22 protein-coding genes and 1 tRNA gene are annotated in these 22,930 nt (G+C 72.2%); 5 read left to right on the top strand and 18 right to left on the bottom strand.

Annotated elements, in window-relative coordinates; genetic code table 11:
- Position 1 precedes the first annotated feature (1 nt).
- From pyrR to QM782_RS11540, 3 genes are read right to left on the bottom strand one after another with little or no spacing between them, the layout of a single operon-like run.
- On the bottom strand, positions 2-499 hold the full coding sequence (gene pyrR / locus QM782_RS11530) for a bifunctional pyr operon transcriptional regulator/uracil phosphoribosyltransferase PyrR (protein WP_415203053.1): 498 nt from the start codon (positions 497-499) through the stop codon (positions 2-4).
- Positions 496-918, bottom strand: a complete 423-nt coding sequence (gene ruvX / locus QM782_RS11535) for a Holliday junction resolvase RuvX (RefSeq protein WP_415203054.1) — start codon at positions 916-918, stop codon at positions 496-498. The genes pyrR and ruvX overlap by 4 nt, the downstream gene beginning before the upstream one ends.
- Positions 915-1,514 (bottom strand): YqgE/AlgH family protein, encoded by a 600-nt coding sequence (locus QM782_RS11540; RefSeq protein WP_415203055.1) that lies wholly within the window; start codon positions 1,512-1,514, stop codon positions 915-917. Before QM782_RS11540 ends, ruvX begins: the two co-directional genes overlap by 4 nt.
- A gap of 42 nt (positions 1,515-1,556) precedes the next feature.
- Between QM782_RS11540 and QM782_RS11545 the strand changes: the two genes are divergently transcribed.
- The gene (locus QM782_RS11545; protein ID WP_415203056.1) at positions 1,557-3,053 is read left to right on the top strand and encodes a cryptochrome/photolyase family protein; all 1,497 of its coding nucleotides are present in this window, start codon (positions 1,557-1,559) and stop codon (positions 3,051-3,053) included.
- Between the two features lie 9 nt (positions 3,054-3,062).
- Here QM782_RS11545 and QM782_RS11550 read toward each other — a convergent pair whose 3' ends face one another.
- Complete coding sequence (locus QM782_RS11550) at positions 3,063-3,401, bottom strand: PRC-barrel domain-containing protein (protein ID WP_415203057.1); 339 nt, start codon at positions 3,399-3,401, stop codon at positions 3,063-3,065.
- 146 nt (positions 3,402-3,547) lie between these two features.
- Positions 3,548-3,721, bottom strand: coding sequence for a rubredoxin (locus QM782_RS11555; protein ID WP_415203058.1), 174 nt, complete (start codon positions 3,719-3,721; stop codon positions 3,548-3,550).
- A gap of 118 nt (positions 3,722-3,839) precedes the next feature.
- Between QM782_RS11555 and thiD the strand changes: the two genes are divergently transcribed.
- From thiD to QM782_RS11570, 3 genes are all read left to right on the top strand, one after another.
- Positions 3,840-4,751, top strand: a complete 912-nt coding sequence (thiD, locus tag QM782_RS11560) for a bifunctional hydroxymethylpyrimidine kinase/phosphomethylpyrimidine kinase (RefSeq protein WP_415203059.1) — start codon at positions 3,840-3,842, stop codon at positions 4,749-4,751.
- A 5-nt stretch (positions 4,752-4,756) separates the two neighbouring features.
- Positions 4,757-6,049: a glutamate-1-semialdehyde 2,1-aminomutase gene (hemL, locus tag QM782_RS11565; RefSeq protein ID WP_415205631.1), complete on the top strand. Its 1,293-nt coding sequence runs from the start codon at positions 4,757-4,759 to the stop codon at positions 6,047-6,049.
- Positions 6,050-6,134: 85 nt separating this feature from the next.
- The gene (locus QM782_RS11570; protein WP_415203060.1) at positions 6,135-6,842 is read left to right on the top strand and encodes a glycine zipper 2TM domain-containing protein; all 708 of its coding nucleotides are present in this window, start codon (positions 6,135-6,137) and stop codon (positions 6,840-6,842) included.
- Positions 6,843-6,906: 64 nt separating this feature from the next.
- Here QM782_RS11570 and purH read toward each other — a convergent pair whose 3' ends face one another.
- From purH to dusB, 3 genes are read right to left on the bottom strand one after another with little or no spacing between them, the layout of a single operon-like run.
- On the bottom strand, positions 6,907-8,511 hold the full coding sequence (purH, locus tag QM782_RS11575) for a bifunctional phosphoribosylaminoimidazolecarboxamide formyltransferase/IMP cyclohydrolase (RefSeq protein ID WP_415203061.1): 1,605 nt from the start codon (positions 8,509-8,511) through the stop codon (positions 6,907-6,909).
- Between the two features lie 14 nt (positions 8,512-8,525).
- Positions 8,526-8,762 (bottom strand): Fis family transcriptional regulator, encoded by a 237-nt coding sequence (locus QM782_RS11580; RefSeq protein ID WP_415203062.1) that lies wholly within the window; start codon positions 8,760-8,762, stop codon positions 8,526-8,528.
- Positions 8,759-9,796: a tRNA dihydrouridine synthase DusB gene (gene dusB / locus QM782_RS11585; RefSeq protein ID WP_415203063.1), complete on the bottom strand. Its 1,038-nt coding sequence runs from the start codon at positions 9,794-9,796 to the stop codon at positions 8,759-8,761. Before dusB ends, QM782_RS11580 begins: the two co-directional genes overlap by 4 nt.
- Positions 9,797-9,917: 121 nt before the next feature.
- Between dusB and QM782_RS11590 the strand changes: the two genes are divergently transcribed.
- Entirely contained in the window at positions 9,918-10,397 is a 480-nt protein-coding gene (locus tag QM782_RS11590) for a YqaA family protein (protein WP_415203064.1), read from the top strand.
- 9 nt (positions 10,398-10,406) lie between these two features.
- Here the strand turns inward: QM782_RS11590 and QM782_RS11595 are convergent, their stop codons facing one another.
- The 10 genes from QM782_RS11595 to QM782_RS11640 form a co-directional block, all read right to left on the bottom strand.
- Positions 10,407-10,847 carry a DUF2501 domain-containing protein gene (locus QM782_RS11595; protein ID WP_415203065.1) on the bottom strand — a complete coding sequence of 147 codons (441 nt, stop codon included), beginning with the start codon at positions 10,845-10,847 and terminating at the stop codon, positions 10,407-10,409.
- Positions 10,848-10,907: 60 nt separating this feature from the next.
- Positions 10,908-11,279, bottom strand: coding sequence for a YgiW/YdeI family stress tolerance OB fold protein (locus QM782_RS11600; protein WP_415203066.1), 372 nt, complete (start codon positions 11,277-11,279; stop codon positions 10,908-10,910).
- A gap of 378 nt (positions 11,280-11,657) precedes the next feature.
- A complete protein-coding gene (locus QM782_RS11605) occupies positions 11,658-13,019 on the bottom strand; it encodes an ATP-binding protein (RefSeq protein WP_415203067.1) in 1,362 nt (453 codons plus the stop codon).
- The gene (locus QM782_RS11610) at positions 13,016-13,675 is read right to left on the bottom strand and encodes a response regulator transcription factor (protein WP_415205632.1); all 660 of its coding nucleotides are present in this window, start codon (positions 13,673-13,675) and stop codon (positions 13,016-13,018) included. Before QM782_RS11610 ends, QM782_RS11605 begins: the two co-directional genes overlap by 4 nt.
- 411 nt (positions 13,676-14,086) lie before the next feature.
- Positions 14,087-14,161, bottom strand: a tRNA-Arg gene (locus QM782_RS11615).
- A 25-nt stretch (positions 14,162-14,186) separates the two neighbouring features.
- The gene (locus QM782_RS11620; RefSeq protein ID WP_415203068.1) at positions 14,187-18,269 is read right to left on the bottom strand and encodes a translocation/assembly module TamB domain-containing protein; all 4,083 of its coding nucleotides are present in this window, start codon (positions 18,267-18,269) and stop codon (positions 14,187-14,189) included.
- Positions 18,269-20,182 (bottom strand): autotransporter assembly complex protein TamA, encoded by a 1,914-nt coding sequence (locus tag QM782_RS11625; protein WP_415203069.1) that lies wholly within the window; start codon positions 20,180-20,182, stop codon positions 18,269-18,271. The genes QM782_RS11620 and QM782_RS11625 overlap by 1 nt, the downstream gene beginning before the upstream one ends.
- 4 nt (positions 20,183-20,186) lie before the next feature.
- Positions 20,187-21,383, bottom strand: coding sequence for a vWA domain-containing protein (locus QM782_RS11630; RefSeq protein ID WP_415203070.1), 1,197 nt, complete (start codon positions 21,381-21,383; stop codon positions 20,187-20,189).
- Positions 21,384-21,395: 12 nt separating this feature from the next.
- Positions 21,396-21,998 (bottom strand): GNAT family N-acetyltransferase, encoded by a 603-nt coding sequence (locus QM782_RS11635; RefSeq protein WP_415203071.1) that lies wholly within the window; start codon positions 21,996-21,998, stop codon positions 21,396-21,398.
- A 9-nt stretch (positions 21,999-22,007) separates the two neighbouring features.
- The gene (locus QM782_RS11640) at positions 22,008-22,850 is read right to left on the bottom strand and encodes an AAA family ATPase (protein ID WP_415203072.1); all 843 of its coding nucleotides are present in this window, start codon (positions 22,848-22,850) and stop codon (positions 22,008-22,010) included.
- Between the last annotated feature and the right edge of the window lie 80 nt (positions 22,851-22,930).

The raw sequence follows: 22,930 nt of genomic DNA on the forward strand, positions 1-22,930 counted from the left end.
CTCAGCCCTCGATCTGGAACGACAGGCGGCCGTCGTCGGCGCGCGCCAGCGCCAGCGACTGGCCGGCCGGCAGCGTCACGCGCGCGGCGGCGAGGTCGGCCTGGATCGGCAGCTCGCGCGCGCCGCGGTCCACCAGCACGGCCAGGCGCACGCTGGCCGGGCGGCCGTAGTCGAACAGCTCGTTGAGCGCCGCGCGGATGGTGCGGCCGGTGTAGAGCACGTCGTCCAGCAGCACGATCTGCGCGCCCTGCACGTCGAAGGGCAGGACCGTGGCGCCGGCGGCGGGCAGCATGCCGCGCTGGCCGTAGTCGTCGCGGTGCATGGCCGAGGAGATCTGGCCGGGCCGGTCCGGGCGCTGCAGGTCGGCGTGCAGGCGCTCGGCCAGCCAGGCGCCGCCGGAGGCGATGCCGACCAGCCGCGTGTCGGGGCCGCACAGCGGACGCACGCCGCGCAGCAGCTCGGCGTACAGCGCCTCGGCGTCGAGGGTCAGGGTACTCATGGCAGGTTGTTCAGGAACTGTTCCAGGATGATGCAGGCCGCGGCCGCGTCGGCGTCGCGCGCGCCCCGGCTGTGGGCCTCGGTGGTGCTGTAGCGCTCGTCGACCTCGTAGACCGCGAGCCCGAAGCGCCCGCGCAGCTGGCGCGCGAAGCGGCGGGCGCGGCCGGTATTCTCGTGCGCCGCGCCGTCGGGGTGGAACGGCACGCCGACGACCAGCGCGTCGGGTTGCCATTCGCGCAGCCGGGCCTCGATCTGCGCGAAGCGCGCGTCGCCCTCGGCCCGGATCGTGCCCTGCGGCGTGGCCGTGCGGGTGATGCGGTTGCCGCTGGCGACGCCGGTGCGCTTGGCCCCGTAGTCGAAGGCCAGAAAGGATTGGAAACGGGGCGGGACGGCGGGATCGGGAGGCGGGGTGGCGCTCACGCGTGGCCCGCCTCGGGCGACAGCATCCAGGCCTGCAGCCCCAGCAGCTGCAGCGCGCGGTCGTAACGCTGCTCGATCGGCGTGTCGAAGATCACCGAGGCGTCGGCCTCGACGGTCAGCCAGCTGTTCTCGGCCAGCTCGGATTCGAGCTGGCCCTCGCCCCAGGCCGAATAGCCCAGCGAGACCAGCACCTTCTTCGGGCCGGCGCCGGTGGACAGCGCCTCCAGCACGTCCTTGGAGGTCGTCATCTCCAGGCCGCCGGGGATGGTCATGGTCGAGGCGTAGACGCTTTCGCCGCCGTCCGGCGTATGGGCCAGCAGCGGCTCGTGCAGCACGAAGCCGCGCTCGGTCTGCACCGGGCCGCCCTGCAGCACCGGGTCGTCCGACAGGTCGGTGCGGCCCAGCGGCAGGTCGACCTTGTCGAACAGATGCTTCAGATTGATGTCGCTGGGCTTGTTGATGACCAGCCCCAGCGCGCCGCGCGCGCTGTGCTCGCACAGGTAGACCACGCTGCGCGAGAACGTCTCGTCCTCCAGACCCGGCATCGCGATCAGGAAATGATGCGTGAGGTTCATCGGCGCAGAATCTGAACTCATGAGCCGTGATTTTAGCGACCGGGCCGCGCCGGCCTGCTGCCGATGGACCGGAAGTACGCCACCGGCCTGATGTGGTTCCGGCGCGACCTGCGCGCCTTCGACAACGCGGCGCTGTACCACGCGCTGCGCGCCTGCCGGCAGCTGCACTGCGTGTTCGTGCTGGACACCGACATCCTGGCCGCGCTGCCGCGCGTCGACCGCCGGGTGGAATTCATCCTGGCCGCGCTCGGGGAGCTGGACGCCGCGCTGCGCCGCCTGGCGCCCGACGCCGGGCTGCTCTGGCGGCTGGGTTCGGCGCGCGAGGAGGTGCCGGCGCTGGCGCGGCAGCTGCACACCCAGGCCGTGTTCGCCAACCACGACGACGAGCCCTTCGCGCTGGCGCGCGACGCCCGGGTGCGCGGCGCGCTGGCCGGCCTGGGCATCGCGCTGGTGACCAGCAAGGACCAGGCCGTCTTCGAGCGCGACGAGCTGATGACGCAGGCCGGCCAGCCCTACACCGTGTTCACGCCGTACAAGGCGGCGTGGCTGAAGAAGGCCGATGGGTTCTACCTCTCGTCCTACCCGGTGGCGCGGCACGCCGGGTCGTTGGCGCCGCGGCCGGACGCGGAGCAGCGTCCGCTGCCGGGCCTGGCCGACATCGGCTTCGCGCCCAGCAACCTGTCGGCGCTGCGGATGCCGCTGGGCGCCAGCGGTGGCCAGCAGCTGTTCGAGGAATTCTTCGATCGCATGGACCAGTACCACCTGGCGCGCGACTACCCGGCGCTCAAGGGGCCGAGCTACCTGTCGGCGCACCTGCGCTTCGGTACGGTGTCGATCCGCCAGCTGGCGTCCGGCGCGCACCGGCTGGCGCTGCAGGGCATGGCGGGGCCGGCCGCGTGGCTGGCGGAACTGGTCTGGCGCGACTTCTTCATGCAGATCCTGGCGCATTTCCCGCACGTCGCCGACAGGGCCTTCAGGCCGGAGTGCGACGCGATCCGGTGGGAGCGCGGCAAGCGCGCCCGGGCGCTGTTCGCGGCCTGGTGCGCGGGGCGCACCGGCTATCCGCTGGTCGACGCCGCGATGGCGCAGCTGAACCAGACCGGCTACATGCACAACCGGCTGCGCATGCTCACGGCCAGCTTCCTGGCCAAGCAACTGGGGCTGGACTGGCGCTGGGGCGAGCGCTATTTCGCCGAGAAGCTCAACGATTTCGACCTGGCCGCGAACAACGGCGGCTGGCAGTGGGCGGCGTCCACCGGCTGCGACGCGCAGCCGTATTTCCGGATCTTCAACCCGGTGGCGCAGAGCCAGCGCTTCGACGCCGAGGGCCGCTTCATCCGCCGCTACCTGCCCCGGCTGGCGCGGCTGCCGGCGCCGCTGCTGCATGCGCCCTGGACGGCTCGGCCGGCGGACCTGACGGCCGCGGGCATCGTGCTGGGCCGCGACTACCCGCTGCCGCTCGTCGACCTGGCCCAGGCGCGCGAGCGCGCACTGGCACGCTACGCCGCGGCCCGGCGTCCGGTGGCCAGGGGGAAGGTGGCCGCGCGGCGGCGGCGCTGAACGGAACGCCTACCAGGCCACGCCGTAGTGGTCGTACACGCGGCGGCCGTAGTCGTCGGTGTACTCGGGCGTCTCGTCGCGGGTGTAGCGCGGCGCCTGCTCCAGCCGCTCGGCGTCCAGCGGCACGACGTAGCCGTCCAGCGCCGTGTCGTAGCGCAGCATGGGCCAGGGGATCGGATAGCGGTCGGTGCCGATGCCCAGGAAGCCGCCGAATTCCAGTGCCGCGTAGCGCACCAGGCCCGAGCGCTTGTCGATCACCAGGTGGTCGATGCTGCCGAGCTTGCCGCCCTTGGTGTCGTAGACGGTCGTGCCCTCGACCTTGTCGGAGGCAATGGTGGGACTGGCCATGGTGGATCTCCAGAGGGTTGGCGGAGCCGGGGCGGCTCCGATGCCCTGGTTGTCGCACGCGGCCGCGGCCGCGCCTGTCGGTGCCGGCCCACGGGGGGCGTAGGACCGTCCAGCACGGCCACGCCCCGGGGAAAGGCCCCCTCGGTTCAGATCTGGACCATCTCGAAGTCTTCCTTGCGGGCACCGCATTCGGGGCAGGTCCAGTTCATCGGAACGTCGGCCCAGAGGGTGCCGGGCGCGATGCCGTGTTCGGGCGCGCCGGTGGATTCATCGTAGATCCATCCGCAGATCAGGCACATCCAGGTTTTGGGGTCGGTCACGGTGTCGAGGCGGCTTATAGAATGCCGGGATTGTATAGAGGCGTCCCGGGCGCAATGCCCGGTGGAGACTGGTCCGGACCACGCCTCGGCACCCACTCCCGCCCCTCGGGGCCGCCGCATGAACGACTCCGACGCCCGCCCCGATCCCGCACCCGACGAGGCCGCCGCAGACGCGGCCGGCCCGGCCTGCGTGCTGGTCTTCAACGCCAACGACCCCAGCGGCGCCGGCGGCCTCGCGGCCGACGCCGTGGCCATCGCCTCGGTGGGCGGCCATGCGGCGCCCGTGGTCACCGGCACCTACGCGCGCGACAGCGCGGCGATCTTCGAGCACTTCGCGCTGGACGAGGAGGCCGTGGCCGAGCAGGCGCGCGCGGTGCTGGAGGACATGGCGGTGCAGGTCATCAAGGTCGGCTTCGTCGGCAGCCCAGAGAACGTCTCGACCATCGCCGAGCTGACGGCCGACTACGCCGACCTGCCGGTGGTCGCCTACATGCCCGACCTGTCGTGGTGGGACGAACCGCAGATCGACGGCTACCTGGACGCCTTCCTCGAACTGATGCTGCCGCAGACCACGGTGCTGGTGGGCAACCACAGCACGCTGTGGCGCTGGCTGCTGCCGGACTGGAGTACCCAGCGCAGCCCGTCGCCGCGCGACATCGCCAAGGCCGCGGCCGACAAGGGCGCGCCCTACACGCTGGTGACCGGCGTGCTGCTGCCCGAGCAGCACGTGGACAACGTGCTGGCCACGCCGCAGACCGTGCTCGCCAGTGCGCGCTTCGAATTGTTCGAGGCGCAGTTCACCGGCGCCGGCGACACGCTGTCGGCCGCGCTGGCGGCGCTGCTGGCCGGCGGCGCGGAACTGGGCGAGGCCGTGGTCGAGGCGCTGGGCTACCTGGACCAGAGCCTGGATGGCGGCTTCCGTCCCGGCATGGGCCACGTGCTGCCCGACCGCATGGCCTGGGCCCAGCCCGAGGACGACGAGGACGACCCCGAGCCGACGGACAAGGAGGAGGGCGCACCGCGCCCATGAACGACATGTCGACGAACGAGCAGTTGTTTGCACGCGCGCAGCGCGTGATCCCGGGTGGCGTGAACTCGCCGGTGCGCGCCTTCCGCGCCGTGGGCGGCACGCCGCGCTTCGTGCAGCGTGCGCAGGGCGCGTACTTCTGGGACGCCGAGGGCCGGCGCTACATCGACTACATCGGCTCCTGGGGGCCGATGATCCTGGGCCACGGCCATCCGGCCGTGGTCGAGGCCGTGCAGCAGGCCGTCGGCCAGGGCTTCTCGTTCGGTGCGCCCACCGAGCGCGAGGTCGAGCTGGCCGAGGCCATCCTCGCGCACCTGCCGTCCATGGACATGGTGCGGCTGGTCAGCTCCGGCACCGAGGCCGCGATGAGCGCGATCCGGCTGGCGCGCGGTGCCACCGGCCGCCGCAAGATCATCAAGTTCGAGGGCTGCTACCACGGCCATGCCGACGCGCTGCTGGTCAAGGCCGGCTCGGGCCTGGCGACCTTCGGCAACCCCACCAGCGCCGGCGTGCCGCCCGAGGTCGTGCAGCACACGCTGGTGCTGGAATACAACGACCTGGCCGGGCTGGAGCAGGCCTTCGCCGAGCACGGCGGCGACCTGGCCTGCCTGATGATCGAGCCGATCGCCGGCAACATGAACTTCGTGCGCGCCAGCGTGCCCTTCATCCGGCGCTGCCGCGAGCTGTGCACGCAGCATGGCGCGCTGCTGGTGTTCGACGAGGTCATGACGGGGTTCCGCGTGGCGCTCGGCGGCGCGCAGAGCGTCTACGCGGCCGCCATTGCCGGCTTCGCGCCGGACCTCACGGTGCTGGGCAAGGTGATCGGCGGCGGCATGCCGCTGGCCGCCTTCGGCGGGCGGCGCGCGGTGATGGAGCAGCTGGCGCCGCTGGGGCCGGTCTACCAGGCCGGCACGCTGTCGGGCAACCCGGTGGCCACGGCCTGCGGCCTGGCCACGCTGCGCGAGGTCGCCAGGCCCGGCTTCTACGAAGGGCTGGCGCAGCGCACGGCCGAACTGGTGCAGGGCCTGCGCGAGGCCGCGGCGGCCGAAGGCGTGCCGTTCAGCGGCGACAGCGAGGGCGGCATGTTTGGCTTCTTCCTGCTCGATGCGCTGCCGCAGAACTACCGTGCCGTCATGGCCACCGATGGTGCGCGCTTCAACCGCCTGTTCCATGGCCTGCTGGAGCGCGGCGTCTACATCGCGCCGGCGCTGTACGAGGCCGGCTTCGTCAGCGCCGCGCACGGTGCCGGCGACATCGCCGAGACGGTGGCGGCCGCACGCGCGGTGTTCGCGTCGTTCTGACCGTCAACGCGGCCTGCCGCGGCCGCGTTGCGCAGTGCATGTAAAGCTCCAAACTTTTCGCGCACCCGCGAGTCGGAGAGCCATCATGAAACAGATCTTGCTCATCTCCGCCGCCAGCCTGCTGGGCACGGCGGTGGCGGCCCAGGAACTGGGAACCGTGATCTCGTCCACGCCGGTGATGCAGCAGGTGGCCGTGCCGCGCCTGGTCTGCCAGGACCAGCAGGTGGTGGCGGCCGCCCAGCCCAGCGGTGCCGGCGCGGTGATCGGAGCGATCGCCGGCGGCGTGATCGGCAGCGCGTTAGGCGGCGGCAGCGGACATGCGGCGGCCACGGCGCTGGGCGCCGTCGGCGGCGCGGTGCTGGGCAACCAGGCCGAAGCGAACCAGCCGGTGCAGACGCGGACCGTGCAGAACTGCAGCACCCAGACCTTCTACCAGACCCAGCCGGCCTACTACGACGTGGTCTACGAGTACGCGGGGCGGCGCTACCGGGTGCAGCTGGCGCACGACCCGGGGCCGACGCTGCCGCTGCAGGTCAGCCCGGTCGGCAGCCTGCCGCCGGTGCAGGCGCCCCTGCAGCCCATCCAGGCGCCGGCCTACGTGCCGCCGGCGCCGCCGGTCACCGTGTACCGCGACGAGCCTGTGTATTCGGCGCCGTCCTATGTCGCGCCGCTGGCCATCGGCCTGACGCTGGGCTACATCGGTGGCCACCTGTCGCGGCCCCGCTACTACGGTCCGCCGCCGCGCGCCTACCGGCCGCCGCCACCGCCGCCGGGCTGGCGCCACCGCTACTGACCGGGAACGAAAAGAAAAAGCCCGCCGCATGCGGCGGGCTTTTTGCTGGAGGGACTGGTGGTGGTCAGTGGCGGAAGTGCCGCACGCCCGAGAACACCATGGCCACGCCGCGTTCGTCGGCCGCGTCGATGACCTCCTGGTCGCGCATCGAGCCGCCCGGCTGGATCACGCAGCTCGCGCCGGCGTCGACCACCACGTCCAGCCCGTCGCGGAACGGGAAGAACGCGTCGCTCGCCACGGCCGTGCCGGCCAGCGACAGCTTGGCGTGCTCGGCCTTGATGCTGGCGATGCGGGCCGAGTCGAGCCGGCTCATCTGGCCCGCGCCGACGCCGCAGGTCTGTCCGTCCCTGCAGAACACGATGGCGTTGCTCTTGACGTACTTGGCCACCTTCCAGGCGAACAGCAGGTCCTGCAGCTGCTCGGGCGTCGGCTGGCGCTGCGTCACGACCTTCAGGTCGGCCAGCTGCAGCTCGTGGTTGTCGGCGGTCTGGATCAGCAGGCCCGAGCCCACGCGCTTGACGTCCATCGCGTTGCGGCCGTTCTCCCAGTCGGTCCGGCCGCCCTGGGGCAGGTCGATCTGCAGGATGCGCACGTTCTGCTTGGCCTTGGTGGCCTGGAACACGGCCAGCGCCTCGGGCGTGTAGCCGGGTGCCATCAGCACCTCGACGAACTGCTTGTTCACGGCCTCGGCCGCGGCCAGGTCCACCGGGCGGTTGAAGGCGATGATGCCGCCGAAGGCCGACGTGGGGTCGGTCTGGAAGGCCTTGGCGTAGGCCTCCAGCGCGTCCTTCCCGATGGCCACGCCGCAGGGGTTGGCGTGCTTGACGATCACGCAGGCCGGCTGCTCGAAGCTCTTGACGCATTCCCAGGCGGCGTCGGCGTCGGCGATGTTGTTGTAGGAGAGCTCCTTGCCCTGCAGCTGGCGGGCGGAGACCAGCGAGCCCGGCGCCGGGTGCAGGTCGCGGTAGAAGGCGGCCTGCTGGTGCGGGTTCTCGCCGTAGCGCAGGTCCTGCAGCTTGACGAAGCGGCCGTTGCTCTGCGCCGGGAACGGCGTGCGCACCGGCGCCGGCTGGCCGGCGCTGGCCTCGAAGTCCACGGACGAGAGGAAGTCGCTGATCGCGCCGTCGTAGTCGGCGATGCGGTTGAACGCGGCGACCGACAGCGCGAAGCGCGTCTTGTCCGACAGCTTGCCGCCGCCGGCCTGCAGCTCGGCCAGCACGGCCGGGTACTGGGCGGCGTCGGTCAGCACCGCCACGTCCTTCCAGTTCTTGGCGGCGCTGCGCACCATGGCCGGCCCGCCGATGTCGATGTTCTCGATCGCGTCCTCCAGCGTGCAGCCGGCCTGGGCCACGGTGGCCTCGAACGGGTACAGGTTCACGACCAGCAGGTCGATCGTGGCGATGCCGTGCTGCGCCAGCGCGGCCATGTGGGCCGGCAGCTCGCGCCGGGCCAGCAGGCCGCCGTGGACCACCGGGTGCAGCGTCTTGACGCGGCCGTCCAGCATCTCGGGAAAGCCGGTGTGGTCGGCCACCTCGGTCACCGGCAGGCCGGCCTCGGCCAGCAGCCGGGCGGTACCGCCAGTGGACAGCAGCTTGACGCCCAGCGCGTGCAGGCCCTGGGCCAGCGCGAGCACGCCGGTCTTGTCGGAAACGGAGATCAGTGCGTTCATGGATCGGGAGGGGATTACTTGATCAGCTTGTGGTCGACCAGCTTCTTGCGCAGCGTGTTGCGGTTCAGGCCCAGCCATTCGGCCGCGCGCGACTGGTTGTGGTCGGCGTGCTGCATGACGACCTCGAGCATGGGCTTTTCGACCGCGCGGATCATCATCTCGTACACGCCGTTGGGTTCGATGCCGTGCAGGTCCTTGAAATAGGTCTCAAGGCTGCTGCGCACGCACTCTTCGATGCTCTTCTTGCTCACGCTGCGGTCTCCAGGAGTTCTGCGCCGGTGGGCGCGGCGGCCGGCAGGCGCTCGTGGCGGCTGCCCAGCATGTCCATGAAATCGGCGACGGCCGCCAACTGCTCGGCCGGATGCTCCAGCCGGTTCATGCGCTGGCGGAAGGCCTCGCCGCCCGGCAGCGCGCGTACGTACCAGCCGATGTGCTTGCGCGCCGAGCGCACGCCGGTGTATTCCCCGTACAGCGCGTAGTGTTCCTGCAGGTGGGCCAGCAGCAGCCGGCGCACCTCGGCCGCCAGCGGCGGCGCCAGGTGCTCGCCGGTGGCCAGGAAGTGCACCACCTCGCGGAAGATCCAGGGCCGGCCCTGCGCGGCGCGGCCGATCATGACGGCGTCCGCTCCCGTGGCCGCCAGCACGTCACGGGCGCGTTCGGGCGTGGTGATGTCGCCGTTGGCCACGACCGGCACGCGCACGGCGGCCTTGACGGCGGCGATGGTGTCGTATTCGGCCTGGCCGCCGTAGCCCTGCTCGCGGGTGCGGCCGTGCACGGTCAGCATCTGCACGCCGGCGCTCTCGGCGGCGCGCGCGATGGCCACGGCGTTGCGGTGCGCGGCGCACCAGCCGGTGCGCATCTTCAGCGTGACCGGCACGCCACGCGGCGCGCAGACGGCGACCACGGCCTCCACGATGGCCAGCGCCAGCGCCTCGTTCTGCATCAGCGCCGAGCCGGCCCACTTGTTGCAGACCTTCTTGGCCGGGCAGCCCATGTTGATGTCGATGATCTGGGCGCCACGGTCGACGTTGTAGGCGGCGGCCTCGGCCATCATTCGCGGCTCGGTGCCGGCGATCTGCACCGCGATCGGCGCGGCCTCGCCGGCATGGTCGGCGCGGCGCGAGGTCTTCAGCGAATCCCACAGGTCGCGCCGCGAGGTCACCATCTCGCTGACCGCATAGCCCGCGCCGAGCTGCTTGCACAGCTGGCGGAACGGGCGGTCCGTCACCCCGGCCATGGGGGCGGCGAACACGCGGTTCGCCAGGGCGTACTGGCCGATGTGCATGGTGTGGGAGGGCAGGGGTGGGCGAAGCGGGGGACGGATTCTAGCTGCCCGAAATTTCAGCAATTGAAACGGTTCGTGCACGCGCCGGCGCGCCGGTGCCGGCGCCTATACTGCCGCGCCCATGGAAGCCTGGCTCAACCAACTGCTGACCGCGCTGGCCCTGCCCGAGTTCGGCCTGAGCACGGTGTTCGTGGTGTCGTTCATCTCGGCGACGCTGTTGCCGCTGGGGTCCGAGCCCGTGGTGTTCGGGCTGGTGAAGCTCAATCCCGGCATGTTCTGGCCGGCCATCCTGACGGCGACGGCCGGCAACACGCTGGGCGGCGCCGTGGACTGGTGGCTGGGCTACGGCGCGCACAAGGTGGCGGACCGCTACCGCCATTCGGCGCACCACGTGCGCGTGCTGGGCTGGCTGCAGAAGCTGGGGCCCAGGGCCTGCCTGCTGTCCTGGCTGCCGGCGGTCGGCGACCCGCTGTGCGCGGTGGCCGGCTGGCTGCGGCTGCCGTTCTGGCCCTGCCTGTGCTACATGGCCATCGGCAAGTTCCTGCGCTACCTGGTCATGACCGGGTCGCTGGTCTGGGCCTTTCCCGGCACCTGGCACTGACGGCGCCGGTCACAGCAGCGACTTGGCGTTGTCCAGCACGTAGTCGCAGGCCTTGTCCTTGATCTGGTCCTGGATCTTGTTCAGGTCGAAGGACTTGCCGTCGCTGCCGCTCAGCAGGCCGGAGAGGCCGCTCTGGTAGCCCGCGTCCTGCTGCTCCTTGCCGCCGGAGAGCCCGATCTTGTTCAGCAGCGCGTCCTTGACGCCGGCCGCGCCGCCGGAGAGGTACTTGCGCTCGACGCAGTACTGCAGCACGCCGGCCGCATTGCTGGCCGTGCCGCTGCCGATGCTGGGCAGGCCCAGGTTGCCGAGCAGCGACGATCCGCCGCCGGAGCCGCCGCCGAGCTGCTCGGTGGCGGCGCCCTTGAGGCTGTCCATCAGGCCGGCGGCGTGGGTGGCCGAGGCGGCGGCCAGCACTGCGGCGAGCGCGGTACGGAGAACACGGTCCATCATGTCGGAGCTCCTCGAAAAGCCGAGGGACGATCTTACTGGCCCGCGGTTCCGGCCGTCGGCCTACGGCAGCACGACGATCCGGTCGACCTCGAACTTCGTCGTGCGCCGGCCCTTCTCGAACTCGCCGTGCAGCTCCACGCGCTGCTCGGCGCCGATGGCCTGGCCGGGCGGAAAGTCTTTGGCGTCGATTTCCGCCGTGATGCGGCCGGTGTCGTCGGCGAAGGTGTAGCGGTCGCCGCCGTCGTGCGAGACCAGGCGGCCCTGCAGTCGCGCGGGCTGGTCGTCGCGGCCGGCTGCCAGCAGCTGCTGGACCGTCGTCAGCGGCACGCTGCTCGGGCCGGTGTAGCCGGACGGCGGCTGGGCCTGTGCGAACGCTGCGGTGCCGGTGGCCAGCAGGGCGGCGAGGGCGAAGGCGGGGAGGGCGGTGTGCATCGGCGGGTCTTCCTTTCGTGGATCGCGGCACCGTTGCCGCATGCCTGCATTGGGCGCCGCGAAGATGAAGCGGGCCTGATGCCTCCCGACCGCCCTGGCGGCCACGCTCAGAAACAGGGAACGCATCGATCGCGTCCACGACGGGGTGCGCCGGGGCGCACGCGCAGGCCGCCACCCTGGCGCATGCCACCCAGGAAACGGCAGTTGGGTGATGCCGAAAACAAAGAAAATCAAATTCTGGCAGGGGGTTACGTCTGTTTTCGGCAATTGCGGAGCAGTTCCAAATGGGGGAGTCGCAAAGTCGCTCAATTCCAGGGGGACGGCAAGCGCGTGCCTGTGTTCCGACCAGTCAACTGCCGTTTCTAGGTTCACCGCTTCTCACGCCGGCGGAAAGTCCAGCACCACCGCGAGCCCGCGGCCGCCCAGTCCGTCCTCGAAGCGCAGCGTGGCGCCATGCAGCGCCGCGATGCGCGCGACGATCGACAGGCCCAGCCCGTTGCCGCTCTCGCCGGTGCCGAGCACGCGGAAGAAGCGCTCGCCCAGCCGCGGGTGCTGCGCCGGCGGCACGCCCGGGCCGTCGTCGCGCACGGCGATGCGCACGCCGCCGCCGGGCAGCGGCTCGGCGCCGATCGCCACCTGCCCGCCGTGGCGGCCGTAGCGCACCGCGTTGTCCAGCAGGTTGCGCAGCGCGCTGGCCAGCAGCGCCGGCTGCGCCTGCAGCGTGGCGGCGCGGGCCACGGCCTGCACGGCCATGCCGCGCGCCTGCGCGGCGGAGCGGTCCAGGCCGTCGAACAGTCGTGCCAGGTCCACCGTCTCGCGCTGCAGCGCGCCGTGGCCGGGGTCCAGCCGGGCCAGCGCCAGCAGGCTTTCGACCAGCGCGGTGCAGCGGTCCGCGTCGGCGCGCAGGGCCTGCAGGTCGGGTGCACTCGCGCCCTGGCGGCGCTCGATCAGCTGCACCCGCATGCGCAGCGCGGCCAGCGGCGTGCGCAGTTCGTGCGCTGCGTCGGCGGTGAAGCGGCGCTCGGCCGCCAGCGCGTCCGACAGGCGCGCCAGCAGCGCGTTCAGCGCATCGACGATCGGCTGCAGCTCGCGCGGCTGCGGCGCCGTGCCGGCCACCGGCGAGAGGTCCTGCGGCGACTTGGCCGCGATGGCCGCGGCCGTGCGCTCCAGCGGCGCCAGCAGGCGGCGGATCGTGATCCAGCAGAAGGCCGCCAGCGCCAGCGCCAGCGCCAGCGCCGGCCAGGCCAGCTTCTCGGCCATCTCCTCCAGCAGCTTCAGCCGTTCGTCCAGGGGCTGGCCGACCTGGGCCTGCAGCCCGGTGGCCGGGTCGCGGCGCACGTAGACGCGCCAGGTCGCGCCGTCCACGCGCACGGTGGCATGGCCGCCGTCCTTGCGGAAGCCGCGCACGAAAGGCTGGGCCGGCGCCTCCTCGGCGCGGCGCAGCACCTGGTCGCCGGCGACGAGCTGGTAGTGGATCTTCAGCTGCAGCGGGTCGCCGTCGTCGTCGCGCGCGCGCTGCGTCGGTGCCCCCGGCTGCAGCAGGCCCCGGCCCGACAGCTCGGTGCCCAGCACCAGGGCCAGCCGGGCGCTTTCCTTCAGCGCCTTGTCGAACATCTCGCTGCTCTCGTGCCAGGCGACGCCGACCACGATGCCCAGGCTGGCGAGCCAGACCGCGACGCTGGCGCCCAGCACCGAGACCAGCAGCCGGCGCCGCAGCGAGTAGGCGGCGGGCAGCGTCATGCCGGTGCGAGCCCGTAGCCCTGGTGGCGCACGGTGGTGATGAAGCGGCTGCCGAGCTTGCGGCGCAGGTTGTAGACGTGCACCTCGATGGTGTTGCTCTCGACCTCCTCGTCCCAGCCGTACAGCGCCTCTTCCAGTTGCGCGCGCGAGACGATGTGCCGTGGCCGGCGCATCAGCGCGTGCAGCACGGCGAACTCGCGCGCGGTCAGGGTGACGGGCGCGCCGTCGCGCGTCACGCGCTTGGCGGCCGGGTCCAGCGTCACGCCACCGTGCTCCAGCACGCCGCAGGGCTGGCGCGCGTCGCGCCGCAGCAGTGCGCGGATGCGGGCCGACAGCTCCTCCAGGTCGAAGGGCTTGACCAGGTAGTCGTCGGCGCCCAGGTCCAGCCCCTGCACGCGGTCGGCCACGGTGTCGCGCGCGGTGATCAGGATCACCGGCACGCCTGCGCCGCGGGCGCGCAGCGCCTGCAGCACGGCGTCGCCCTGCAGCCCGGGCAAGCCCCGGTCCAGCAGCACGCATTGGTAGTCGTGGCCGGCCAGCGCGGCGGCGGCCTGGTCGCCGCGCACGAGCCAGTCCACCGCGTAGCCGTCCATCTGCAGCCACGATTGCAGCGTGGCGCCGAGCGAGCGGTCGTCTTCGAGCAGCAGGATGCGCATGCCGCGACGGTACATGCTGGAGATGAAGCGGGCCTGATGCGAGGCGCTGCGGCGGCTTCCGGGCCTCCGGCGACGGCCTGTTCCACCCAGGTCCGGCGTGGTGCGTGGCGTGACGTCGCAAATCAGGTGCTGACGAGTTCCTTCGCAGACACCGCGCCTCGAGGCTTTTCGTGCGCGCAAGCCCCGAGGGGTATTTGCCTGGGAGGTCCGAGCGGCTCGATCGGGGCCATGCATCGAGGCGGGGGCACCTGCTGCCATGTGCCCCCGGACCCCGAAACCATGCCCCCAAAGTGCCTTCACATTGCCCCGGATGCCTGCGCACTTTGGCGCACGTCCGCGCACTACGCGCACAGGGTTCCCAGAGGGAAAAAGAAAAAGGCCGGAAGCTTGCGGAAGCGAACGGCCTTGGGCTGGTCCCCTCGACAGGAATCGAACCTGTATCTAGCGCTTAGGAGGCGCTCGTTCTATCCATTGAACTACGAGGAGGGCGGGCGGCATTGTAGAGAGTCGGTCAGTCGTAGCTGATCGTGTAGATCAGGTCCATGCCGCTCTTGATGCCGGCCTGGGCGCGCAGCGCCAGGTTGCGGGTGAGGTCGTAGAAGATGTAGAGCGAGCCCAGGCTGCCGGCCAGGCTGGCCTCGTAGGTCACGTAGATCTGGTCGGTCAGGCGCTTGCCCAGCGTGATGGCAGAGCTGCTGGCGTCCCCGCCGGCGGCCGGGCCCTTGAAGCCGATCTCGTCCAGGCCGAAGCGGCTGGCGAAGTTGCCGCCGCCGCCCTTGGGTCCGAAGCCGCCCAGCAGCGCCAGCGCGGCCTGCTGCATGACGGCGGCCTCGGCGCCGCCGCCGGCGGTCGAACGGCCCAGCAGCATCCACGAGAGCGTCTCGGCGTCGCTGAGCGTGGGGTCCGAGTACAGCGCCACGCGCGGCGACTGCGCCGTGCCGGTGATGTGCACGCCGGCCTTCTGCTCCAGGTTCGGGCGGATCGCCAGGATGTCCAGCGCCGGGTTGTCGTACGGGCCGTTGAAGCGCGCCAGGCCCGATTCCACGTCCAGCTGCTGGCCGTAGGCGCGGTAGCGGCCCTGCACGGTCTGGATCTCGCCGGTGATGCGCGGCTGGCCGCCGCTGCCGGCGTTGGCCGTGACGTTGATCCGGCCGCCCAGCCGCGTGGTCAGGCCGTGGCCCTGCACGGCGAAGTCGCGGCCCATGTCGACGGTGACGGCGATGTCCGGCACCTTGGCGGGCTGGGCCTTGGCCTGGCGCGCGGCGGCGGCGTCGGCGCTGGCCTGCCGGCGCGCTTCCTGCGCGCGCGCCTCGGCGTCGATGGCGGCCGAGCGGACGGTGACGTCGCCGCCCAGCGTCGGCGCGCTCTCGTCGGGCAGGATGATCACGCCGCGGTCGGTCGTCAGCGTGCCCCGCACGCGGATCTGGCCGTCCTGCAGGCCCGTGCGCACCTGCCCGGAGACGGTGACCTGCCGGTCGCTGCGCACCAGCACGCGCAGTGCGCGCAGGTCGGCCGCGAGGTCCACGCCGATGCCGGAGTGGCCGGGCGTGGCCGGGTCCCAGTGCAGGTCGCCGGACAGGCGCAGCTCGCCGCCGTCGTGCGCCGCCTCGCTGGACAGCGTGCTGAGGTTGCCGGAAGGGCCGGCGATGCGCGCCGGGCTGCCCTGGCCGCCCTTGAGGCTCAGCTCGTCCAGCGTCAGCCGGGTGCCGGCCAGCCGGGCGCGCAGCCGGCCGTCCTTCAGTTCCACGCCCTCGACCGCGGCCCGCACGGCCAGGCCGTCGCCGCTCAGCGTGCCGTTCCACTGCGGGGCGCGGCGGGTGCCGGAGAGCGCGGCGTCCGCCGCCAGCGTGCCGTCGATGCGCCAGGCCGGCGGCGCGAACATGGACCAGGCACCGATGTCGGGCACGCGGGCGGTCAGCCGGCCCGACAGCGGCGCGTCCTCGGCCCAGGCGATCGCGGTGCCGCTGCCGGTGACGCGGGTGCGCAGGTCGGCGTCCAGCGTGCCGGCGCGTTCGCTGTCCCAGACGACGCGGGCGCGCACGTTCTCGCCCTCGGCGTCCAGCGTGGCTTCCAGCCGCCGGATGCCGGCCGGCGTGGCCGGGGCGGCGGAGGGGCTGCCGCCGTCGATGCGGGTCTCGCGGGGCGTGCCCGTCCCCGTGGTTTCGATGCGCCGCACCAGCGCTGATTCGCCGGCGCGGACCAGCAGGTCGCCGCTGCGCCGCGCCACGCGCACCGTGGCGCGCAGCGGGCCGGTGGTGTCGACGTTCCAGCTGCCGTCCAGCACCAGGTCGCCGGACAGGCCGCTGCGGCGCATCTGCTCGCCGGCGAAATGCTCGGCCCAGGCCATCGGCAGGCCGAGCAGGCCGCCGCTGCTGCGCAGCTGCAGCGTGTCGGCGGACTGCACCACCAGCGTGGGCTGCCATTGCAGCTGCACCGGGCCGGGCGCCGGGCCGCGCAGCGTGGCGCTGCTGCCGCCGGTCTCGACGCGCCAGGCCGGGCCCGGCGTGCGGCGCACCGTCGCGGCCAGCGGCGATTGCAGTTCCAGCTGCCAGGGGCTTTGCGCGGTGCCGCCCGCCACGCCGGCGGCGCTGGCGCGCAGGGCCGAGAGCGCGAGGCGCCACTGGTCCTGGCCGGCGATGCCGCCGCTGGCGCGGGTGCTCAGGCGGAACTGCTGCTCGTCCATGCGGGCCTCGCCGTCCACGGCGAGTCGGGCATCGGCCGGGTTGCCGTCCAGCCGCGCCGTCAGGCCGCGCAGGGCGATGCGCCGCGGCGGCTGCGCCGCGGCGGCGGGCAGCTGCAGGTCCAGCTGGGGCGCGTCCAGGGCCAGCTGCAGCGCCAGGTTGCGCTGGGGCTGGCCGGGCTGTTCGATCTGCCGCTGCGCCACGGCCCAGCCGCCCTGCCAGCGCAGGTCGAGCCGGGCATTGCCGCTGGCGGCGATGCCGGCCAGCGCCTCCCGGGCGCCCGGCAGGCTGGCGGCCCAGCGCTGCAGCGCGGCGGCGTCGCGCACGTCCAGCTGCGCCTGGGCCTGGCCGCGCTCGGCGGCTAGGTCGCCGTCGGCGCGCAGCTGCATGCCGGGGGCCTGCAGCGCCAGGCGGCCGTCACCGGCGCGGGTGTCCAGCTGGGCGCGCAGCCGGCCGTCCAGCCGGGCGGGGCCGGCGTCCACGCGCAGCGCGTCCAGCACCAGCTGCTGCGTGGCGGTGTGCCACTGGCCGCGCGCCTGCACCAGGTCCACCCGCAGCGGCGACGCCGCCTTGCCGCCGCGCGGCGCGGATGCGGCCTCGAGGTTCGCGTCGAAGCGGATCTGCGCGTCCCGGTGGTCGGCCGCCACACGGCCGGAGACCGGCGCGGCATCGAGCGTGGACAGCAGCAGCGCTGGCCGCACCTGGTCGATGCGCGCCTCGACCTGCCAGGGCGCTGGGGCCGGGCTGTAGCGGCCCTGCAGCGCGATGCGGCCCTGGCCGAGTTCCAGCTCGGCGGCGGGGATGGTCCAGTCCTGGCCGTCGAGCCGGGCCGTGGCGTCCACGCGCGCGAGCGGCAGGCGCTGCCGGTCCCAGGGGCCGGGTTCGGTATTGGCGGCCTGCAGGCGGGCCTGCCAGGCGGTGGCGCCGGCGGTCGCGGCATCGGCCGGGCCGGCCTGCAGCTGGCCGGACAGCGCCGTGCGCGGCGCGCCGGGCCACAGGCGCGCGGCATCGACCGCGCTGAATGCAGCGTCGGCGCGCACGACGGGCTGGGCTTGCCAGGGCGCGATCTCGGCCGCCAGGCGGGCGCGCATGGCCTCGCCGTCGGCCGGGTCGGGCGCCAGGTGGGCCTCGACCTGCAGCCGGCCGTCCGGCTGCGCCAATTGGCCGCGTACCTGGGCGTCGGCCTGCACCGTCAGCGGCGCGACGCCTTCGGCCATCGGCGCTGCGATGCGGCCCTGCAGGGCCGCGTCCAGCGCCATCGGCGCGGCGCCTTGCAGCGTCACGCGGCCCTGGTAGCGGCCGTCGGCCACCTGCACCCCGTCCAGCTGCAGCTGGTGGCTGCCGCCGGCATAGCGGTAGTGGCCCTTCAGCGCCTCGACCGTCAGCGCCGGCGCGGCCGGATCGGCGCCCCAGACGATGCGGTCGACCTGGAACGGCAGCTCGACGTCCACCGGCAGCGCCACGCTCTGCAGGGCTTCGCCGGGCGGCTGCTCGGGCTGCGGCGCGCCGGGCGTCAGCTGCACGCGGCCGATCGCCAGTTCGTCCACCTGCACGCGGCGCGACAGCAGCGGGCGCAGCTGCCAGCGCAGCCGCAGGTCCGCCAGTTCCACGGCCATCGCCGGGCTTTGCCAGCGCAGCCAGGCGATGCGTCCGCCATGGCGCAGCGCGCCGTCCACGTCGCGTGTCTGCAGGCTCTGGCCCTGGGGCAGGTACTTGCCGGCCAAGGACAGCACCGTGGCCAGCGAGCCCGGCCGGCCGCTCCACCACCAGCCGTAGCCGCCCGCCAGCACCAGCGCCGTGCCCAGGGCGGCCGCGCTCCAGCCCAGGCCGCGCAGCAGGCGGCGCCGCGGCGGCCGGGCCGGGGCGGCGGGCGTGGCCGGGGAGGGGGGAGAAGGGGTGTCGGTCGGCCGCATCAGAACGTGAACCCCAGGCGCAGGTGGATATTGATGCCGCCCTCGCCGAAGCCATGCGCGAGGTCGGCCTGCACCAGGCCGACCGGGCTGTACCAGCGGATGCCGCCACCGGCGCCGACCTTGTACTGGAAGTCGGCCGGCCGGTCGGCCACCGAGCCGGTGTCGACGAAGGCCACGGCCTCGAAGTCGGTCAGCGCGCCGTTCCAGACGATGGGGTGCTGCAGCTCGACGCTGCCGACCGCCATGTAGCGGCCCGCCACCGTGGTGTCGTTGGTGTAGCGCGCGCCGATCTGGCGGTAGCCGAAGCCGCGCACCGTGGTGTCGCCGCCGGTCAGGAACAGCTGGGTGGACGGGATCTGCGCGGCATCGGCGGCCAGCACGGCGCCGGCCTCGGCGCGCAGCTGCAGCCGGGCGCGCCGGGCGCGGCTGTCCGGCCCGGTGCCGGCCTGCACCCGGTACAGCGGCACGTAGCCCAGCCAGCGCGCCACGGTGCGGTTGTACGGGTAGTAGCCGCCCAGCAGCGTGGTGCCCAGGCCGACCTCCAGCTGCAGGCCCTGGCCGCTGCGCGGGCGCTGGTTGTCGTCGAAGTAGCGGCCGGTCCAGCCCCAGTTCATGCTGAGCGTGGACGCCGGCGGCGGCGCGTCGGCGCCCGAGCTGCGCGCGTAGTCGTACTGCCCGAACCAGCTGCGGTCGATGTGGTCGGTGGACTTGCTGCGGCCGTAGCGCAGGTTGCCGCTGGTCACGTCGAAGCTGCCGGACCGCTCGCGCTGCACCCGGCCGCTGGCGAACCAGCGCCACAGCCGCTCGTCCAGCTTGCCGAACAGCTGGGTGCCGAGCGACTGCGCCTCGTTGTCCAGCGACAGCCGCGACACCGCGCGCCAGTCCAGCAGCGGGATCTTGTTGTGGATGTGGTCGATCGACAGGCGCGGCCCGCTGTCGGTGGTGTAGCCCACGCCGAACACCAGCTTCTGCAGCGGCGCCTCGCGGACCTGCGCGATGACCGGCACGGCCTGCGGGTCCGTGCCGTCGGTCTCCAGCGTCAGGAACACCGATTCGTAGAAGCCGCTGGAGGCCAGCCGCGTCTGCGTGTCCAGCAGCTTCTGCTGGTCGTACTCCTGGCCGGTCGGCAGCTGCGCGATGCGCACGCCGTTGACCGGGTCGTAGCGCTCGCTGCCGCGGATCCGCAGCGCGCCGAAGCGGTAGGCCGGCCCGGAGTCGAACCGCACCGCGAGGTCGGCCAACTGCCGGTCGGCATCGACCTGGGCGCGGCTGTCCGCGATGCGGCCCAGCGGGTAGCGCCGCGCGGTCAGCGCGCGCTGCGCGGCGCTCTTGGCCGCGTCCCAGTCCGCCTGCGTGAAGGCCGCGCCGCTGCGCAGCGGCCAGGCGCGCTCGATGGCGCCGCGCTGCGCCTGCGCCTCGGGCCGGCCGGTCGCGATGTCGCCCTCGAAATCCAGCTGCACCTCACCCACGCGCGTGGCGGGGCCGGGGTCCACCGTGACGACGACGAGGTGGTCGGCCTGCTCGCCGCCGGGCGTGTCCTGCAGTTCCAGCGTCAGCTGCGGCGTGAAGTAGCCCAGCGTGCCGAGCAGCTGCCGCGCGTTCGGCTCGGCCGCGGCCATCAGGCGCGAGATCTCGGCCACCGTCAGGTCGTCGAGCGTGCGGTAGCGCTGCAGGTCCAGGTGCCGCTCCAGCAGTTCGCGGGCCGGCTTCGGGCCGCGGACCTCGACCGCGAAGGCGTCGCGCCGCCCCTTGTCGGCGGCCTGCTCGCCGTCCTGGGCGGGCTGCCCGCCGTTCACGGCCTGGGTGCCGTCCGGCTGCTGGGGGCGCAGCAGGCTGCAGCCTTGCAGGATCAGCACCAGGAACAAAAAAGCCGGCCACCGGGCCGGCGTGCGCATCACGACCGCAGAAGACATCAGTTCATTTTGACAGCAGCCGCATGGCGTCCTCGAGTCCCTTGAGTGTCAGGGGGAACATCCTGTTGGCCATCAGCTGCTGGATCAGGACGGTGCTCTGGCGGTACTGCCACGCCCCTTGCGGCTCGGCGGGGTTGATCCAGGCGAACTTGGGGAAGGCGTGCGTGAGCCGCTGCAGCCATTCGGCGCCCGCCTCCTCGTTGTGGTACTCCACGCTGCCGCCGGGCTGCAGGATCTCGTAGGGGCTCATCGTCGCATCGCCCACGAAGACCAGCTTGTAGTCCTTGTTGTACTTGCGGATGATGTCCCAGGTGGCGAACTTCTCGGAGAAGCGCCGCCGGTTGTTCTTCCACATGAAGTCGTAGACGCAGTTGTGGAAGTAGTAGAACTCCAGGTGCTTGAACTCGCTCTTGGTGGCCGAGAACAGCTCTTCCACGCGGGCGATGTGCTCGTCCATGGTGCCGCCCACGTCCATCAGCAGCAGCACCTTCACGTTGTTGTGGCGCTCGGGGACCATGCGGATGTCCAGCCAGCCGGCGTTGGCGGCCGTGGAGCGGATGGTGCCGTCCAGGTCCAGCTCCTCCGCCTGGCCCTCGCGCGCGAAGCGGCGCAGCCGGCGCAGCGCCACCTTGATGTTGCGCGTGCCCAGTTCCTGGCTGTCGTCGTAGTCCTTGTAGGCGCGCTGGTCCCAGACCTTCACGGCACTGCGGTTGCGGCCCTTCTGCTGGCCGATGCGGATGCCCTGCGGGTTGAAGCCGTTGGCACCGAAGGGCGAGGTGCCGCCGGTGCCGATCCACTTGCTGCCGCCCTCGTGGCGCTCCTTCTGCTCCTCGAAGCGCTTCTTGAGCGTCTCCATCAGCTCGTCCCAGCCCATCTTCTCGATCTTGGCCTTCTCCTCGGGCGAGAGTTCGAGCTCCAGGTTCTTGCGCAGCCACTCCAGCGGAATGTCCTTGGTGAAGTCGGCCACCGCTTCCACGCCCTTGAAGTAGGCGGCGAAGGCGCGGTCGAACTTGTCGTAGTGCTTCTCGTCCTTCACCAGCGCGATGCGGCTCAGGTAGTAGAAGTCGTCGATCGAGAAGGCGCCGTCCTCGCTGGTCGGGCCGACCACGCCGTGCTTGATCGCGTCGAGCAGCGACAGGTACTCCTTGACCGATACCGGCAGCTTGGCCGAGCGCAGCGTGTAGAAGAAGTCGATCAGCATGGCGGGGCTTCCTCAGCGTGGGGCGCGCGGCTGGTCGCGCAGGTACAGCAGCTGCGCCCGGGCCTCCGGCCACTCGCCCGCGCGCATGCTGTACATCACGGTGTCGCGGATGGTGCCGTCGCGGCGCAGCGCGTGGCCGCGGATCACGCCATCCTTGCGCGCGCCCAGGCGCTCGATCGCGGCCTGCGAGGCGAAGTTGAAGTTGTCGGTGCGCCAGCCCACCACGTGGCAGCCCAGCGTGTCGAAGGCGTGGCCCATCAGCAGCAGCTTGGCCGTGGTGTTGACGTGGGTGCGCTGGCAGTGCCCCGCGTACCACGTGTAGCCGATCTCCACGCGGCGCACGGCCGGCAGGATGTCGTGGTAGCTGCTGGTGCCCAGCACCGTGCCCGTGGCGTCGTCGACCACGGCGAAGGCGAAGCGGTGGCCCGCAGCGCGGCTGGCCAGGGCGTCCTCGATGTAGGCGCGCGTGCGGTCCGGCTCGGGCACCGAGGTCACGCGCAGGTTCCACAGCGCGCCGTCGGCGGCCGCGGCGCGCAGGCCGTCCTCGTGGTCCAGCGACAGCGGCTCCAGCCGGAGGCCGCGGTCGCGCAGCGTGACGGGTTCGACGAACGCCATGGCGCGGGCTCAGCGGTTGTGCCGCTGCATGAACACCAGCTTCTCGAACAGCGTCACGTCCTGCTCGTTCTTCAGCAGCGCGCCGACCAGCGGCGGCACGGCGACCTTGTCGTCCTTGCTCTGCAGTGCCTCGGTCGGGATGTCCTCGGCCACCAGCAGCTTGAGCCAGTCCAGCAACTCGGAGGTCGAGGGCTTCTTCTTCAGGCCGGGCAGGTTGCGCACGTCGTAGAAGGTCTTCATCGCCGCCGTCAGCAGCTCCTTCTTGAGGCCCGGGAAATGCACGTCCACGATCTGCTGCATGGTCGTGGCGTCGGGGAACTTGATGTAGTGGAAGAAGCAGCGGCGCAGGAAGGCGTCCGGCAGTTCCTTCTCGTTGTTCGAGGTGATGAACACCAGCGGGCGGTGCCTGGCCTGGATGAGCTCGCGCGTCTCGTAGCAGTAGAACTCCATGCGGTCGAGTTCGCGCAGCAGGTCGTTCGGGAATTCGATGTCGGCCTTGTCGATCTCGTCGATCAGCAGCGCCACCGGCTGCTCGGCCGTGAAGGCCTGCCACAGCACGCCCTTGACGATGTAGTTGTGGATGTCCTTGACCCGTGCGTCGCCCAGCTGCGAATCGCGCAGGCGGCTCACCGCGTCGTATTCGTACAGGCCCTGCTGGGCCTTGGTCGTGGACTTGACGTGCCACTGCAGCAGCGGCAGGCCCAGCGCCGCGGCCACCTCCTCGGCCAGCATGGTCTTGCCGGTACCGGGTTCGCCCTTGACCAGCAGCGGCCGCTTGAGCGTGGCGGCCGCGTTCACCGCCAGCATCAGGTCTTGCGTGGCAACGTAGTTCTTCGAGCCTTGGAATTTCATGGGTCGGGGGAGGGGGTGGTTGCGAGCAGGCGCCGGATATACTCGAATGCTGATTCCAGCCTGATTTCATTGGGATTGTG

The sequence above is a fragment of the Pseudorhodoferax sp. genome (assembly GCF_047601025.1).
In the GTDB taxonomy this organism is placed as follows: domain Bacteria; phylum Pseudomonadota; class Gammaproteobacteria; order Burkholderiales; family Burkholderiaceae_C; genus Pseudorhodoferax.